Annotated in this window: 11 protein-coding genes; 4 read left to right on the top strand and 7 right to left on the bottom strand. The window is 50.5% G+C overall.

What is annotated here, in order from left to right:
- The first annotated feature begins 147 nt into the window (after nucleotides 1-147).
- On the top strand, nucleotides 148-2,334 hold the full coding sequence (locus DHL47_RS09315) for an ABC transporter substrate-binding protein/permease (RefSeq protein ID WP_209551671.1): 2,187 nt from the start codon (nucleotides 148-150) through the stop codon (nucleotides 2,332-2,334).
- Entirely contained in the window at nucleotides 2,331-3,071 is a 741-nt protein-coding gene (locus DHL47_RS09310; RefSeq protein WP_209551670.1) for an amino acid ABC transporter ATP-binding protein, read from the top strand. Before DHL47_RS09315 ends, DHL47_RS09310 begins: the two co-directional genes overlap by 4 nt.
- A 139-nt stretch (nucleotides 3,072-3,210) precedes the next feature.
- Here DHL47_RS09310 and DHL47_RS09305 read toward each other — a convergent pair whose 3' ends face one another.
- The 5 genes from DHL47_RS09305 to DHL47_RS09285 form a co-directional block, all read right to left on the bottom strand.
- A complete protein-coding gene (locus tag DHL47_RS09305) occupies nucleotides 3,211-4,122 on the bottom strand; it encodes an Rpn family recombination-promoting nuclease/putative transposase (RefSeq protein ID WP_209551669.1) in 912 nt (303 codons plus the stop codon).
- Between the two features lie 120 nt (nucleotides 4,123-4,242).
- Nucleotides 4,243-4,917: a transglutaminase-like domain-containing protein gene (locus DHL47_RS09300; RefSeq protein ID WP_209551668.1), complete on the bottom strand. Its 675-nt coding sequence runs from the start codon at nucleotides 4,915-4,917 to the stop codon at nucleotides 4,243-4,245.
- Nucleotides 4,918-4,987: 70 nt separating this feature from the next.
- Nucleotides 4,988-5,938 carry an alpha/beta fold hydrolase gene (locus DHL47_RS09295; RefSeq protein WP_209551667.1) on the bottom strand — a complete coding sequence of 317 codons (951 nt, stop codon included), beginning with the start codon at nucleotides 5,936-5,938 and terminating at the stop codon, nucleotides 4,988-4,990.
- 141 nt (nucleotides 5,939-6,079) lie between these two features.
- Nucleotides 6,080-7,867: a serine hydrolase domain-containing protein gene (locus DHL47_RS09290; protein ID WP_209551666.1), complete on the bottom strand. Its 1,788-nt coding sequence runs from the start codon at nucleotides 7,865-7,867 to the stop codon at nucleotides 6,080-6,082.
- Between the two features lie 101 nt (nucleotides 7,868-7,968).
- Nucleotides 7,969-9,750: a serine hydrolase domain-containing protein gene (locus DHL47_RS09285; protein ID WP_209551665.1), complete on the bottom strand. Its 1,782-nt coding sequence runs from the start codon at nucleotides 9,748-9,750 to the stop codon at nucleotides 7,969-7,971.
- A 451-nt stretch (nucleotides 9,751-10,201) separates the two neighbouring features.
- On the opposite strand from DHL47_RS09285, the gene DHL47_RS09280 reads away from it, so the two are divergent.
- A complete protein-coding gene (locus tag DHL47_RS09280; RefSeq protein WP_209551664.1) occupies nucleotides 10,202-11,737 on the top strand; it encodes an ATP-binding cassette domain-containing protein in 1,536 nt (511 codons plus the stop codon).
- 164 nt (nucleotides 11,738-11,901) lie between these two features.
- Nucleotides 11,902-12,309, top strand: coding sequence for a hypothetical protein (locus DHL47_RS09275; protein WP_209551663.1), 408 nt, complete (start codon nucleotides 11,902-11,904; stop codon nucleotides 12,307-12,309).
- Nucleotides 12,310-12,378: 69 nt separating this feature from the next.
- Here DHL47_RS09275 and DHL47_RS09270 read toward each other — a convergent pair whose 3' ends face one another.
- Both DHL47_RS09270 and DHL47_RS09265 read right to left on the bottom strand, forming a co-directional pair.
- A complete protein-coding gene (locus DHL47_RS09270; protein WP_209551662.1) occupies nucleotides 12,379-14,124 on the bottom strand; it encodes an ABC transporter ATP-binding protein in 1,746 nt (581 codons plus the stop codon).
- On the bottom strand, nucleotides 14,114-15,856 hold the full coding sequence (locus DHL47_RS09265; RefSeq protein ID WP_209551661.1) for an ABC transporter ATP-binding protein: 1,743 nt from the start codon (nucleotides 15,854-15,856) through the stop codon (nucleotides 14,114-14,116). The genes DHL47_RS09270 and DHL47_RS09265 overlap by 11 nt, the downstream gene beginning before the upstream one ends.
- Nucleotides 15,857-16,265 lie beyond the last annotated feature (409 nt).

The following is a 16,265-nucleotide window of genomic DNA, read 5'->3' as shown; positions in this document are numbered from 1 at the left end:
GTTTGGAGCCTGTGCCAAGCAAAGGAACTGCTGTTTTTGCCAGAAAAGGCAGTATTCATGTAAGAAAATCTAACATAAAAGCAAGCAATATTTGCTTATTCGGCTATTTTCTGCTATAATGCTAGAATGCTTCAAGGAGGAAAGAAAATGAAGAAAAAATTCTTAGCAATTTTGCTGGCATTGTTTCCCATTTTTGCGTTAGGGGTGGCTGTTCAGGCAGATACGATTAAAATCGTATCGGACACAGCCTATGCGCCGTTTGAATTTAAGGATTCAGACCAAACCTATAAGGGAATCGATGTAGATATTATCAACAAAGTCGCTGAAATCAAGGGCTGGGATGTCAATATGACCTTCCCAGGCTTTGATGCAGCGGTCAATGCGGTCCAGTCCGGTCAGGCTGATGCCATTATGGCTGGGATGACCAAGACAGCTGAGCGTGAAAAAGTCTTTACCATGTCAGACACCTACTATGACACTAAGGTTGTCATTGCCACGACCAAGTCTAAGACGGTCCAGTCTTACGAGGAGCTCAAGGGCAAGACGGTCGGGGTCAAAAACGGTACAGCTGCCCAGCGTTTTTTGGAAAAAAACAAGGACAAATACGGCTACAAAATCAAGACGTTCGATACGGGCGATCTCATGTACAACAGCCTGTCTGCCGGTGCAGTAGATGGCGTGATGGATGACCAGCCGGTCATTGAGTATGCTATCGGCCAAGGGCAGGATTTGAAGATTTCCATGAAAGGCGAAGCTGTCGGAAGCTTTGCTTTCGGGGTCAAAAAAGGCAGCAAATACGAACACCTGGTGACCGAATTTAACGAAGCTCTGGCACAGATGAAGAAGGACGGCAGTCTGGACGACATCATCAAAAAATGGACTGCTTCCAGCAGCTCGGTCAGCTCGGCCATACCGGAAACCACGACCAAGTCCGGCCAGCAGGCCGCTCCCGTCAAGTCCAAATACATCATTGCCAGTGATTCATCCTTTGCTCCCTTCGTTTTTCAAAACGACAGCAACCAGTACACCGGAATTGACATGGACCTGATCAAGGCCATCGCTGAGGATCAAGGCTTCACAATCGAAGTCACCAATCCGGGCTTTGACGCCGCTATCAACGCTGTCCAGTCCGGTCAGGCCGACGGCATCATCGCCGGTATGTCTGTAACAGACGCCCGCAAGGCGACCTTTGATTTCTCAGAGCCCTACTACACGGCCAATTCTATTCTGGCAGTGACAGAATCCAGCGACATTCAGTCTTATGAAGACCTGAAAGGCAAGACGGTCGGGGTCAAGAACGGTACCGCTTCTCAGACTTTCCTGACAGAAAATCAAAGCAAGTACGGCTACAAAATCAAGACCTTCTCAGATGGCTCATCTATGTATGACAGCCTCAACTCCGGCTCTGTCGCAGCCATTATGGATGACGAGCCAGTGGTCAAATATGCTATTAATCAAGGCAAAAAAATGAAGACCCCTATCGAGGGAACGCCAAGCGGACAAGTAGCCTTTGCCGTCAAAAAAGGGTCAAACCCAGAGCTGGTGGAGATGTTCAACAACGGTCTGGCCAATCTGAAAGAAAACGGCAAATACCAGAAAATTCTGGACAAGTATCTGGCGGCAAATACAGATTCGTCAGAAGCAGCCAGCTCAACAGCCGATGAAACAACGGTGCTGGGCCTGCTGCAAAATAATTACAAGCAGCTGCTGAGCGGTCTGGGCGTCACACTGGCTCTGGCCCTGCTCTCCTTTGCTATCGCCATGGTCATCGGGATTATCTTTGGCATGTTCAGCGTCAGTCCTTATAAGGCGCTGCGCTGGATTGCCGAAATCTTCGTCGATGTCATCCGCGGGATTCCACTCATGATTCTGGCAGCCTTTATCTTCTGGGGAATTCCCAATCTGATCGAATCCATAACCGGCCAGCAAAGTCCTATCAATGACTTTGTAGCTGGTACTATCGCCCTCTCTCTCAATGCCGGCGCCTATATCGCCGAGATTGTCCGCGGGGGGATTCAGGCTGTGCCCGTCGGGCAGATGGAGGCCAGCCGCAGCTTGGGGATTTCCTACTCCAAGACGATGAGAAAGATCATCCTGCCGCAGGCGACTAAGATTATGCTGCCCAACTTTGTCAACCAATTTGTCATCGCACTCAAAGATACGACAATCGTCTCTGCTATCGGGCTGGTCGAGCTTTTCCAGACTGGGAAAATCATCATCGCCCGCAACTACCAAAGTTTCAAAATGTATGCAATCCTGGCGGTGCTCTACCTCGTCATTATCACCCTGCTGACGAGACTGGCCAAACGCTTAGAAAAGAGGATTAACAAATGACCAAGCTAAAAATCGATGTCAACGATTTACATAAATACTATGGGGACAATGAGGTTCTCAAGGGGATTACAGCCAAATTCTACGAGGGCGATGTGGTCTGCATCATCGGACCATCAGGCTCAGGCAAATCCACCTTCCTGCGCAGTCTCAATCTCTTGGAGGAGGTCACCAGCGGCACCATTACCGTAGATGGCTTTGACCTGACGGACAAGAAGACGGATGTAGACCTGGTCCGGGAAAATATCGGCATGGTCTTCCAGCATTTCAACCTCTTTCCGCATATGACCGTGCTGCAGAACATTACTTTTGCTCCTGTCGAGCACAAGCTGATGAGTCAAGCTGAAGCAGATAAGCTGGGCATGGAGCTGCTGGAAAAGGTCGGCCTCTCTGACAAGGCTGATGCTAATCCAGACAGTCTGTCCGGCGGTCAGAAACAGCGGGTGGCCATCGCCCGCGGGCTGGCTATGAATCCAGACATCATGCTCTTTGATGAGCCGACTTCTGCTCTGGATCCGGAAATGGTCGGCGATGTACTCAATGTTATGAAGGATTTGGCCCAGCAGGGCATGACCATGCTGATTGTCACCCACGAGATGGGCTTTGCCCGTCAGGTAGCCAACCGCGTTATCTTTACCGCAGACGGCGAATTTCTGGAGGACGGCAAGCCTGACCAAATCTTTGACAATCCTCAGCATCCCCGCCTCAAGGACTTCCTGGACAAGGTGCTGAACGTGTAAAGAAAGAATGACTGGAAAACCACTCATTTTCCAGCAAGATTCATCTACCATTTCAAAAAGGCTTAGAAACTCGTTTTTAAAAACGCTGATTCTAAGCCTTTTTATGATGTTTGTAAACCGCTATTTTCCAGCCAGCCGCTTACTCCACTAAATTCTTTTTAGCAATTTCTTGGATTTTCACTTCTTCCATACCGGTCTGCTGGGCGATGGTTTGGGCAGACACCCCATTTTTCAGCATGGTCAGGATTAATTGCTCCTTACCAGCTTTTTCTCTCTCCTCCAAAGCCAGCTCATGCTCGTAGTAAATCTGGGCCATGGTCGCTTCGTAATGGTCCTGCTGGCGGCGTTTTTCGTCAAACATCTGTCTTTCCTCCTTGGTCCAGCGGGTCTGATCCAGCAGCTCCTCAGCCTCTTGAATGACCCGATCCGCCGGGACATCAAAGGGCTGATTTCTGAAGAATTCAAACCATTTGCGCAAATTATAATCGTTAATCTTATCTCTATTATACTTGCTCAGTTCCAGAAATGCAAATTTCATCGGCGGGCGCTGGCGGCTGATCTTGAAATCGGTCAAAAGCGGCTCCAGAGTCTCGTCATCCCGCAGGGAAAGGGTCCGGAAGGCCCGCAAATCTGGGAAATACTCCTGCTCCAAGAGGGCAATGCAGTAGACCGGATTCATTTCGGAGTAGAGAGTGTGAGTCGGCTTGTCTTTCTTGCTCCGCTTGAGATTGTCGGAGATTTGATTGGCCAGATAGGCCATCAGGCGGTTGATAAAGGCCCGCTGTCTCGTTACTTGGACCTCGATGATGACCTGCGTCCCATCGTCCAATTGGGCCCGCACGTCCACGGCCGTGTAGAAGCCCAGGTGGTCTTCTTCCTCCAGCTGGATCTGGGTGCCCTCCAGAATCTCCACCGACTGGACCGGTAGCCTGAGCACGCTCTTAATGAAATCAGCCGTCAGGTGCTCCTGATGAAAAATCTTTTTGGCAATCAGATCCATGGTTGGGGACAGATTGGGATGGCGCAGCGAATAGGGGTTGGACAAGCTCATACTTCCTCCTGACAAATAGTCTCTTACCTATACTATTCGTAATGGCCAGATAAAAATAAGCAAGCCCGAGAAAAAATTTTTTTAACCATTCAAATCGAATTACCGTTTTTTATATTTCTCCTATCCTTTCCCACGAATTTTCCGGATATTTCTATTCATGAGATGCCGACCAAGATGACAATAGAGCCATTCCTTGACAGCTGACAGCTCCTGACGGTGTCTCAGGAAAAATTCATCCGGCGACGGATAGGCACCCAAGTCCTGCACAATCCCCTCGCTCTGAATGTAGGTATTGCTGCGGTTAAAGGCTACCTTGGGATGCTGGAAATATGCTGTCGCTGCTCCGTAACCGCAAAAGGCACCCCGGCAGTCGGGAAAAGTATTCTGAAGCCGCTTCAGATAGCCATCATCAAGGATAAAGCCCTCCAGCTCATACCAGATCTCCTCAAAATAAACTTCTACCCAGCTATGCAGGATTTCCTGCGGCGCATTTCTATAGACAAAGCCGGTCATGGCCCCTTTTTGCAGCTGCTTGTCAATGGTAAAACCGTGCATCCTGCAGGGAATGCCGCAGCCTCTGAGCAAGGCCATAAAGAGAATGCCCTTGGTATTGCACTGGCCAAAACCGTCAGACAAAATCTTTGAAGCAGGAATCCCATCCGACTCATTGTAGCCAAAAAGAATGTCATTTCTTACAAAATCATAGATGGCTTTCAGACGGTCAAACTCAGCCATATTGCGCCAAGCCTGACGCTCAATCAAATCCTGAATAAAGGGATGGGAAAAATCCAGCAAAGCCGTCTCTTTCAGGTATTCTTCTATCGATCTAACACCTCCTTAAACATCAATTATCCAGCTTAGCCAATCACTTCCCTAGGAAGTCCTTTATCCGCTTGGCTATTTCCTCCGGCTGGTCATCGTGGATATAGTGGGAGCCTTCCAAGGTGACTAGCTGGGCCTGGGGATTTTGGGCGGCAAAGTCCTCTTCCAGCTTGGTATCTCCTCCGCCCTTTTGGACAGCCGCAAAGAGCAGGGTAGGGACCTGCGGCACCGGCTCTTGATTGACGGTAGCGACATTTTTGTCCCTGGCCTTGACTTCATTCATGACTGCCTGAGTGACGGAGCGCCGGTGAAACAGAGCTTTAAAGATTGCTTGTTCCCGCTCGCTGAGGGCACCAGACTGGATAGCCGGGGCATTGTCATCATTAAAGAAAATAGGCAGCCGGGCCAAGCCCAGATTTCTGACCAGCTGAACGATCTGGTAAGAGCGGGTAAAACGCTCCTGATCGGATACTTCCGTATGGGGCATGGTCATATCCAGGCCAACAATAGCTTCCACTTCTGACGGATAGCGATTGGCCCAGTGAATGGCCTCCAGACCCCCGATAGAATGGGGAACCAGAACATAGGGGCCGGAAATCTTAGCCGCCTTGAGAGCCTTGCGGGTCTGACTGAGCTGCTTATCCAGCGAGCGGTCATCATCCCCGTCATCGCTGTAGCCATAGCCCAGCGGCTCGACAACAACGATGCGGTAATCCTCCTCCAGCCTGGAGTAAAGAGCTTTGAAATCCAGCACTGGCGAATTGGTGCCCAAACCAGACAGGAAAACCAAGGTCTTGTCCCCCTTGCCGGCCGTATAAACATTGAGCTTCTTGCCGTCCACCTCGACCAACTGGCCAAAGGGCTTTTGGATTAGCCTACTCTCCTGAGCAATTTGGAAACGGTGATAGAGAAAAATCGCCAGTAAGGCCAAAGCCAGCAGCCCCAAGAGCCAGACTAGGCCTTTGAACATAAATTTAAAAATACTTTTAATCATAGGTATTCCTTTCCTAAGCTAGAACATCCAGAATTGATAGAGAGAGCATTTTTTGAAAAAGTCGTTCCTTTTTTATTATAACATCTATAAAACTCGCCCGCAGTTATTTACAGTTTATAACTATTTGAATATCTACTTCTGCTACATCACCCACCATTGATAAAGCGACCAGTAGAGAATATTAGCCACGATGGCCAGAGCTGACAGACTGGTCAGGACGGTTAGGAAGATACGGCCTTTTCCGAGTCCGTTTCTATCCTTGGTCACTAGCGGATAGACCGCGCAGCCTGTCAGGATCAGCCCCAGACCGGCAAAGACCATGTAGCGCCAAGGCTCTACCATTGGATAGTTTTGGAACTGATTCATGGCAACAAGCAAAAGCAGGATGAGATTGCTGCCGAAAAGAAGGATGCCTATAGAAGTCAGGTAATTCCAGACCTTCCAAGAGCGGGGAGCCGGACTTTTGGTCTTTCGCAGGAGGAGCCGGAAACCGCCAATCACGGAACTGAGCACAAGATTGCCCAGGGCAAAGACAAGGGCCAGAGCTCCGAGGATCAGGACCAGATAGTGCTTGAAAAGATCCGTATCCGAAAGCCTTTCTGCACTCATGACACCGACTTCTATACGGTCAGCCCCCTGGCTCTGGTCAATAGTCCAGAACATAGACAGCAAGGCCGGCTGGTCCGTCAGCTTATCAATCTTCTCTATAGCACCGGGCATCATGAGCAGGATGGATAGCGGGCCATTGTTATAGCTTCTCAGATAGTGGTAATAGCCGGGCTGGGACTGCTTCTGAGTAGCCTCACTGACAGTCTGCATTGGGCCGAAAATCAATTCCGGCATCTGGGTATTGTACACTTGCTCATATTGCTGATTGGTCAGGATAACTTGGCCAATACCGTTTTCAAGATCCAGATAGAGATTGCTGGAAAAGCCATCAGAATTACCATTGTGCCCCAGCAAGGTGACGCCGTAGTGACTGGCCCAAAAGCCGTGAGCGTTACGAGCAATGTCCGTACCGGGGTAGGTCGATGTCGTTGAGTAAAGAGTGGTCCAAGTCTCCGGACGCTTGAAAAGGGTCTTGCGGCCCAGCAGGGCTTGGGCCAATTTCTGCAAATCATCCAGCGTTCCCGTAGCCTGACCGACCGAATAGAGGCCCAGTTTAAAGGGAACCTCTCCTAAAAGCTTGCCTTGGGCATCATAACCCTTGGCTTCCTTGCGCTTAGCTTGGACATAGGCATTGTCTGATAAGTCTGGTAAAATCGCGGTCCGATTCATGCCCAAGGGCTGAAAGATATGCTCATGGACATAGTTCACATAGGTCTGACCGGAAATCCGCTCCACGATATAGGAGGCCAGAGCTGTACTATAGTTAGAATAGGATGTCGTGGTACCTGGCTCAAAGGACTGGATGGGCTGGTAGTCTAGGAGCAGCTCTTCAATCGTTTTATTGTCACCCTCATTGTAGAGCGGTGTCTCGTCAAAACCAGGCTGGTGATTCATGAGATCCAGCATGGTGATGGGCTTGTCATAGCGAAGATTTTTGAGAAAACCTTTCGGCAGGTAGGTCCGGATGTCTTCCTCCAGATCAATCTTCCCTTCTTCCCAGAGCTGCATGACCGATATCCAGACGGTCAGCTTGGTGATAGAGGCCCATTCAAAGACGCTGTCGTCATCGGCCTTGACCTTGTTTTCCCTGTCCATATAACCGAAGTTCCCCCGGTAGATGGTGCCGTCCTTGTCAAAGACGGCTGTCTCCATGCCGGCAGTTGTCTTTTCATGTTCCTTGACAAAGTCTTGGATTTTCTGGCCAATCTGGCTACGGTCCGTGCCAGACGGCAGTTTCTGCTCCGCCGCTTGAGCAGGCACAGGCTTGAAAAGTCCCAGCGTTAAAACCGTTAAAATAATGACTAAAATTGATTTTTTCATGAGTTTTCCTTCCTAGTCAGTACCTTGGATAGCATAGGCGATGCTTCTGTAGACCATTCGGATAAAAATTTTAAACATGACGACTTCCTTTCTTGAGGAGATTAGATCAACCACCATTGGTAGATAGACCAGTAGAGAATATTGGCCACGATTGCCAGAGCGGACAGGCTGGTCAAGACTGTCAGGAAAATCCGACTCTTACTCAGTTCCTTCCAAGCCTTGGTCAGGAGAGGATAGACGGCACAGCCGGCCAAAATCAGCCCCAGAACCGCAAAGACTATGTAACGCCAGCTGGCTAAAAAGCTTATATCACTGGCAGCCAAGGCACTAAACATAGAAAAGTAATTAAAGGCTACAGCTAAGGCTGCGAAAGAGGTTAGGTAAGACCAAATGCGCAGATTTTTCGGTGTCTTAGATGGACCTTTTTTGAAGACCCAGCGGAAGAGATCCAGTCCGCCCCGTATTAGGAAGTGAATGAGGCCATAGATAACGGCAGCTACAGCTAAAATCATCATAGCCTGATCCTTCTGCACATCGGCATCATTCATTTTGAACGTATCGCCATAAGCAGCTGTTACTTTTGCCCTTCCGTTTTGTTGGCTGACTACAGCAAAATTATCAGTCAAAAGCGGATTCTCAGCTGTTTTTGCGACATAGCTTGTCCGAGGGAAGGTTCTGGTGAAGGACAGGGGGCCGGTTTCATAATAGCGAGAGCTCCGGTAATTACCAGCCTGGAATTGTTCAAAAGTGGCTGGGTCGGTCTTTTTCTTGGCTCCGAAAACCAATGCTGGCATCTCGTAATTATAAACCTGTTCATGCCCCTGATTGGTCATGATGGTCATGCCGACGCCGTTTTTCAGATCCAGCAGGATATAAGAGGAGAAGCCCAGGGAGTTACCGCCGTGACCGACAACTGTCGTGCCATACTCCTGAGTCCAGAAGCCGTGCATATTGAGCGGCATATCTGTGCCCGGATAGGTCGATGTCGCTGTGTAAAGAGTGGTCCAAGTTTCAGTTCTTTTGAAGAGTTTTTCTTTCTTCAAGAGCGCCTGGGCAAACTTCTGGAAATCTCCCATGGTACTAGCTGCATCGCCAGCAGGATAGAGGCCCAGCTTCATGTAGTTGAGGCCCAGGGACTTCCCTTCTGTATCATAGGTCAGTTCTTCCTTGCGCTTGTCCCGGACATAGTCATTATCGGTAAAGCCGGGTAAGAGTGAGGTTTTATCCATGCCCAGCGGCTGGAGGATATGCTCGCGGGCATAGTCCGCAAAGTTCTGACCGGAAAGCCGCTCGACAATAAAGGCAGCCAGACCGGTAGACCAGTTAGAATAGCCAGTCATGGTACCGGGCTCAAAGATTTGGGCTGGCTGGTTGACCGCCAGAATTTCTTCAATGCTCTGCCCCTCGTTTTCTAAGTAGGCATGGGAAGATTCCTCAAATCCTGCTTGGTGGTTCATCAGATCCGTCATGGTGATGGACTTGTCATAGCGGAGATTTTTGAGAAAGCCCTCTGGCAGATAGGTCCGGATGTCTTCGTCAAGGTCAAGCTTGCCCTCTTCCCAGAGCTGCATGACGGAAACCCAGACCATGAGCTTGGCTGCAGATCCCCATTCAAAGACGCTGTCGTCATCGGCCTTGAGGCCCTTTTCCTTGTCCATATAGCCAAAGTTGCCCCGGTAGATGGTGCCCTTGGTGTCAAAGACGGCCGTTTCCATGCCGGCGGTCGTTTTTTCGTTTTCTTTAACATAATCCTCGATTTTTTGACCGATTTGACTGGACGGTGTGCCAGACGGCAGCTGAGGCTCGGCTGCCTTGACATTTTCGACCTTGAGCAGACCCAGACTGAGAATCGTCAAGAGCCAGATAAATACTGCTTTGTTCATGATTGGTGCTCCTTTATGAAATTCTTTTATATATATTATTTTTATATACAATGAGATTATATATAATTTTCTACCATATGTCAAATTTTTATATAATTTTTTTCAATACCTGAAGAAAGCAGCTGCAGCAAGACATTCAGCCCTTTTTATCAAAAAGCGACTAAAAAAATTTAGAAATATTTTATAATTTCTTGACACTGAGAAGGACTTTTGCTACACTTAGGGTACTTATATTTCGGAGGTAACTGGAGACATGAAAAATTAAGTCTATTTTTTAAAGGAAACTTTATTTAGTAGATTTTGTCATGTTTTCACATACCCGCAGTGTCTTTTTCTCTATTTCGCTAGAAACAAAGACCTGATTAGGCATTTCACTGCCTTCTTTGTGCAATCAAAAAACAGCTCTGCTAGATAAAGCGGAGCTGTTTTTTACACGAATAAGGAGGCACCTATGTTACAAGTAAGCAATCTCACTATCACCCATCTAAAGGATCTAAAAGACTTGGTCAGAGACCTGACACTGACGGTCAATGCGGGCGACAGAGTAGCCATCATCGGCGAAGAGGGCAATGGCAAGTCCACCCTGCTCAAGCTGATGATGGAGCCCAGCCTGGTCACAGACTATGTCAGCTGCAGCGGTCAGATCCAAAGGGCCTACTCCTCTTACAGCTACCTGCCCCAGCAGCTGCCTGAGCAGGAGGCCCAGCTGACCCTCAACGACTACTTCTTTGCGGACACCGAGGCAGATTTGGACTATGCTAAGCTCTACCGCTATGCCCAGGAGCTGCATTTCGACAGTCAGCGCTTTGCTTCAAGCCAAGTCCTCTCCAGTCTGTCCGGCGGCGAAAAGCTCAAAGTCCAGCTGATCAAAAAACTGGCCAGCGATGCCGACATGCTATTTTTAGACGAACCTTCCAATGACCTGGATCTGGATACCCTGATCTGGCTGGAAGATTTTATCAAGCAGACGGACAAGACGGTCCTCTTTGTCTCCCATGATGAAAATCTTCTGACTAAGGCGGCGACCAAGATCGTCCATCTGGAGCGGATCAAGAAAAAGCAGGAAGCCCGGACTACCGTCAGAAATCTGGCCTATGAGGACTACAGCCAGCAGCGTCAGGAGGCCTTTGACAAGCAGAGCCAGCAGGCCAAGAAAGAGCGGGAAGAACACGCCAAGACCATGAACAAACACCAGCGGGTCAAGCAAAATGTCGAAAATGCTTTGAGAAATACCAAAAACGATGTCGAAGGCCGACTCCTTGCCAAGAAGATGAAGAACGTTCTTTCTCAAGGCAAGCGATTTGAGCAGCAGGCAGCCCAGATGACTGAAATCCCAACTCAGGAAGAAGCAATCAAGCTCCGCTTTTCAGACATAGAAGCTCTGCCATTGACCAAAAGAATCCTCAAAATGGACGGGCAAAATCTGGAGGTTGGAGGGCGACTGCTGGCGAAAAATCTGAGCCTGGAAGTGACCGGACAGGAGAAAATTGGCATCATCGGAGCCAATGGAGCGGGCAAATCCAGCCTGCTCAAGGAAATGTGGGGCAGCCTATGTCAGCGGACAGATCTGCGGGCGGGCTACATGCCCCAGCACTATGGCGACCTGCTGGATCAGGCAGTCAGTCCCCTGGACTTTCTGGCTCCTACCGGCCATAAGGCCAGTCAGGAAAAGGCTCTGACCCATCTGGCCAGCCTACAGTTCACGCGCGAGGAAGCCCGCCATCCTATCAGCCAGCTTTCTGGCGGCCAGCGAGCCAAGCTCCTCCTGCTCAAGCTGGTCCTGGACCGACCCAATGTCCTCCTGCTGGACGAACCCACGCGCAACTTCTCCCCCACTTCCCAGCCCCAGGTCCGCCAGCTCTTTGCCCACTACCCCGGCGCCATCATGACCGTCTCCCACGACCGCGCCTTCCTCAAGCAAGTCTGCCAGAAGCTTTACCGGCTGACCGAGGAGGGATTGGAGGAGGTGGGGAAAGATAGTTTGTAAACACCTTATTTCCAGCCATAGCCAATAATAAATGATATAATATAGGTGAAAGGGAACCGCTAGGCCAGGGTAGAAAGACAAGATTCGGAAACCATATTCCCTCGCTCAGCGCCCTAACCGTCCCTCATCCACTTTTACTCGTCCAAACCAATAGGAGGAAGCTATTGAAAAAACTCATCACCCTCATTTTTCTCGCCGGCCTTGCTGCCTCTCTTGCCATCGGAAGCACTGTTATACTTGCCAACGATGACACTAGAGAAAGCAATAAAAACGCTGTTGCGCTTGCAGATGACAGCAAGAATGACGCAGCTGCCCAGGCACCGACGCTGGAAATCATGACAGAAAAAGCCAAGGAAGACCCTACGCTCCTAGAAACCTTGGATAGATTTTCAGACCATGACCAAGTTATTGCCTATCCGGAAAATCTAGGCGGCGGATTCTCCGTCAAAGCTCCAGACAGCCAACCCCTGGTCGGCGAAATTCTTGACAACGACGGCGACACCGTCATTTACAGAGATGACCAGCCAGTCACCATCGCCCAAGTCAAGGCAGCTATTCAGAATGATCAATAAATTGATTTTATATTTAAAAACGACCGGCCTGTGTAGAACAGGTCGGTCGTTTTGCTTATACTTATATGTTTAGTCCAAACTCCCCTGCGCCGTCTGCATGTGGTAATAAACGCCTTGGGCGGCCATGAGTTCCTGATGATTGCCATGCTCGACGATGTCGCCGTCTACCATGACGAGGATGAGATCGGCATTTTGGATGGTGGAGAGGCGGTGAGCGATGATAAAGCTGGTCCGGCCCTGCATGAGCTTGTTAAAGGCTTCCTGAATCAGGACCTCGGTCCGGGTATCAATGGAGGAAGTCGCCTCGTCCAGGATGAGAATCTTAGGCACTGCCAGAAAGACTCGGGCGATGGTCAAGAGCTGGCGCTGGCCCTGAGACAGGGAGTCCCCCGCGTCGGCCAGATAGGTATCATAGCCCTGGGGCAGCTGCTGGATAAAGAAATGGGCATTGGCAGCCTTGGCAGCCGCCACTACCTGCTCCCGGCTGGCATCCGGCCGGCCAAAGGCAATATTGTCATGGATGGTGGCTGTCTTGAGCCAAGTCTCCTGCAAAACCATGCCAAACTGCTGGCGCAGAGAAGCCCGGCTGTAGTCCGTCATGTCTCGGCCATCCAGCAAAATCCGGCCGCTGTCCAGATTATAAAAGCGCATGAGGAGATTGATCAGAGTGGACTTGCCGGCCCCAGTCGGCCCGACAATGGCCACCTTGCTGGCAGCGGGAATAGCCACTGTCAGATCCCGGATCAGGGGTCTGTCTTTTTCATAGCCAAAGCCAATATGCTCAAAGCGGATATGGCCCTGCACCTGAGCAGCATCTACTTCTGCTGTCCCAGTCTCTGCAATTTCCGGCTCATCCAAGACATGATAGAGCCGCTCTGCACAGGCAAGGGCGCTCTGCAATTCCGACAGGACCGAAGAAATGTCATTAAAAGGCTTGGTATACTGGTTGACATAGTTGAGAAAGGTCACCAGCTGACCGACCGTAAAGGCGGAACCGCCGATAATCCGCACAGCCCCAAAGCCTACGATAAGGGCATAAATGAGGGCATTGACAAAGCGGGTGGCCGGATTGACCGTAGAGGAGTAGAAGATGGCCGCCTGCGAGTAGTCGGAGTAGACGCTGTTGCTGGCGCCAAAGGCCTCCATAAACTGTTCCTGAGCATTAAAGGCCTGAATCAGACTCTCCTGCCTCAGGCTCTCCTCAATCAGCTGGGTCTGCCGTCCGCGCGCCTCAGTCTGCTGCTGAAAAAGGCTGTAGCTTTTCCGAGCAATGAAGCGGGCGATAAAAAGAGAGAGCGGTGTCAGCAACAGGACCAAGAGCATCATGAAAATATCAATCTGAGCCATGGTCACAATGGTGATAAAAATGGTCAGCAGACCGACAAAAAACTGATTAAAGACCATGAGCAGGCCGTTATTGAGCTGGTCCAGGTCCGTGGTCAGACGGCTGACCACATCGCCTGTCCCCTGACCATCCAGATAGGCTAAGGGCAGACGGTGAATCTTCTCAATGACCTGCTGGCGTAGCTTTTTACTGTAGCTGTAGACCAGACGATTGTAGAGCAGCGGGTTGAACCACTGGACCAGAGTATTGGCTCCAATGACCAAGGCCATCTGTCCCAAAATCGGCAGCAGCTGCCGGCTGGCATCCGGCAGGAGCACACTGTCCACTGCATTGCCGATCAGCACCGGCAGATAGATGGTCAGACCGACCTGCAGCAAGGTTCCCAGACTGGCCAGCAGAAAAAGCCCGCGGGCCTGCAGCAGATCATGGCTCAGACGTTTCAGACTGCTGCTTTTGTACTTACTTGTCATGGCGGTCGCCCTCCTTACTGCTGTGCTGAGATTGATGGATTTCCCGGTAAATCGCAGAGCTGATCAGCAGGTCCTCGTGCCTGCCAAGTGCAGCCTGCCGTCCTTGGTCCAAGACCAGAATCTGGTCCGCTGAGCGCAGGCTGTTGGTCCGCTGAGAGATCAGAATCAGACTGGTCTTTCCCAGCTCTTCCTTCATCGCCTGCAGCAGCCGAGCCTCGGTCAGATAGTCCAGAGCCGAAGTCGCATCGTCCAGGACCAGAAAGGGTGCCCGGCGCAGGACCGCTCTGGCGATGGTCAGACGCTGGCGCTGACCGCCTGAGAAATTGCGGCCAAAAGCCTCCACTACCGCATCCAGCCCGCCCTCTTTCTGTGCGACAAATTCTGCCGCCTGAGCAATAGCCAGAGCCTGCCAGACCTGCTCATCTGCAGGCTGCTTGTCCAGCCCCAGTGTCAGATTGGAGCGGATAGTTCCCTGAAATAGCTCCGCTTTCTGAGGCACCAGACTGACCCAGGACCGCCATTCTCTCAAATCGCGCGGACTTCTCCCCTCATGAAAAAGGCTTAAGCGGCCGGCATCCGCTGTGTAAAGGTGGGCTAAAAGCTGGACCAGCGTAGACTTACCCGCGCCGGTCCCGCCAATGACCCCCAGCGTCTGACCCGCCTGCAGGTCAAAGGAGAGGTCGGTAAGAGCCGGAGCAGCGGCATTGGGATAGGAAAAGCTGACCTGCTGGGCTTGAATAGCTTGATTGGGCAGGGCCGTCTCCTGATCCAGCTCCTGCAGGACATCTTCTTCAGCCTGAGCAAAGACCTGACTGATTCGCCCTGCGCTGATATAGCTTTGATTGAGCGAATTGACCAGCATGGCCAGCTTGAGCAGCTCCACCAAGATCTGCAGCAGGTAATTGACCAAGGCCACCAGCCGGCCCTGGGTCAGCAGCCCCTGTCCAATAGCCGCATTGCCCTGCCAGATGACCGCCAGCAGGGTGGCATTGACCACCAAAAAAGTCAGCGGACTGATGAGACTGGCCAAAAATCCGGTCCGAATCTGCCAGGTTTTGTAGAGTTCATTTTTATTTCTAAAATCATGTACTTCCCTAGCAGTCTGCCCGAAAGCACGAATAACCCGCATACCCTGCAGCTGCTCCCGGGTCAGACTGACCAGCTGATCCGTCAGCTGACGGATTTTGGCATAGAGAGGATTCATCAGCCGGGACATGACATAGATAATCAAGGTCAGCATCCCCACCATGGCCAAAAACCAAACTGTAATAGCCGGACTGATTGTCAGGGCCATGATGATAGAGCCAAAGACAATGATGGGGGCCCGCAGAAAGAGGCGGAGAAACTGATTGATCCCCGTCTGGATCTGGTAGGTGTCGCTGGTTAGCCGGGTCACCAAGCTGGAAACGGTCAGCTGATCGCGGCTGGCCTTGGGCAGGCGGAGGATGATCTGGTAAAGGTCCTGCGTCAGCTGGCGGGTAAAGCCGACCGCCGCCTTAGAGGAATAATACTGGGCCACGACCGCTACCAGAACTCCCAGACCAGCTAAGACTATCAAAAGAAAAACCATCCAGAAAAGATGGGGGGAATCCTTCTTGGGAATAGTCTGGTCGACAATACCGGCCATCAGGAGCGGCACCAAGAGCTCAAAGCTGGCTTCCAAGAGCTTAAACAGAGGGCCCAGCAGAGACTCTCTGATATAGCCCTTAAAATATTTTAATAAATCTTTCATTTTGCTCACTTCTATACTAAACTGTTTCTATTTTACCATAAATCAAGCAAGCTTTCAGGAAAACAGCTGATACTCAATGAACAGCAGCAGCAAACTAAGCGGGAGCAGACAGGTTGGCAGCTAGCTGCTCAAAAGCTCCAGCGGAGTGGAGATTTTGAGCTTGTAGATAAAAGAAACAAAATTCCTGTCAGCCGTGCAGTCTGGACTAGTTGAAGCTGTTAATGAAGTTTCCGCTAGGAATGTCAGCTGTGCTGGAGTACAGCTGATGGCGGTGGGACAGACTCCTTATCCATAACTTTTCTACCTCACTATCTCGTTTCTAGGTTCGGGCTGGCGGTGGGACAGAACTAAATTTTTAAAAATTTAGTTCCCTTCGCTCTTTTGTTTCTAAGCTCAGGCTGAAAAGGTT

The sequence above is a fragment of the Streptococcus panodentis genome, assembly GCF_017884005.1.
In the GTDB taxonomy this organism is placed as follows: domain Bacteria; phylum Bacillota; class Bacilli; order Lactobacillales; family Streptococcaceae; genus Streptococcus; species Streptococcus panodentis.
The sequence above is the reverse complement of the archived record's forward strand: the minus strand, read 5'-3'. Positions and strand labels throughout refer to the sequence as shown.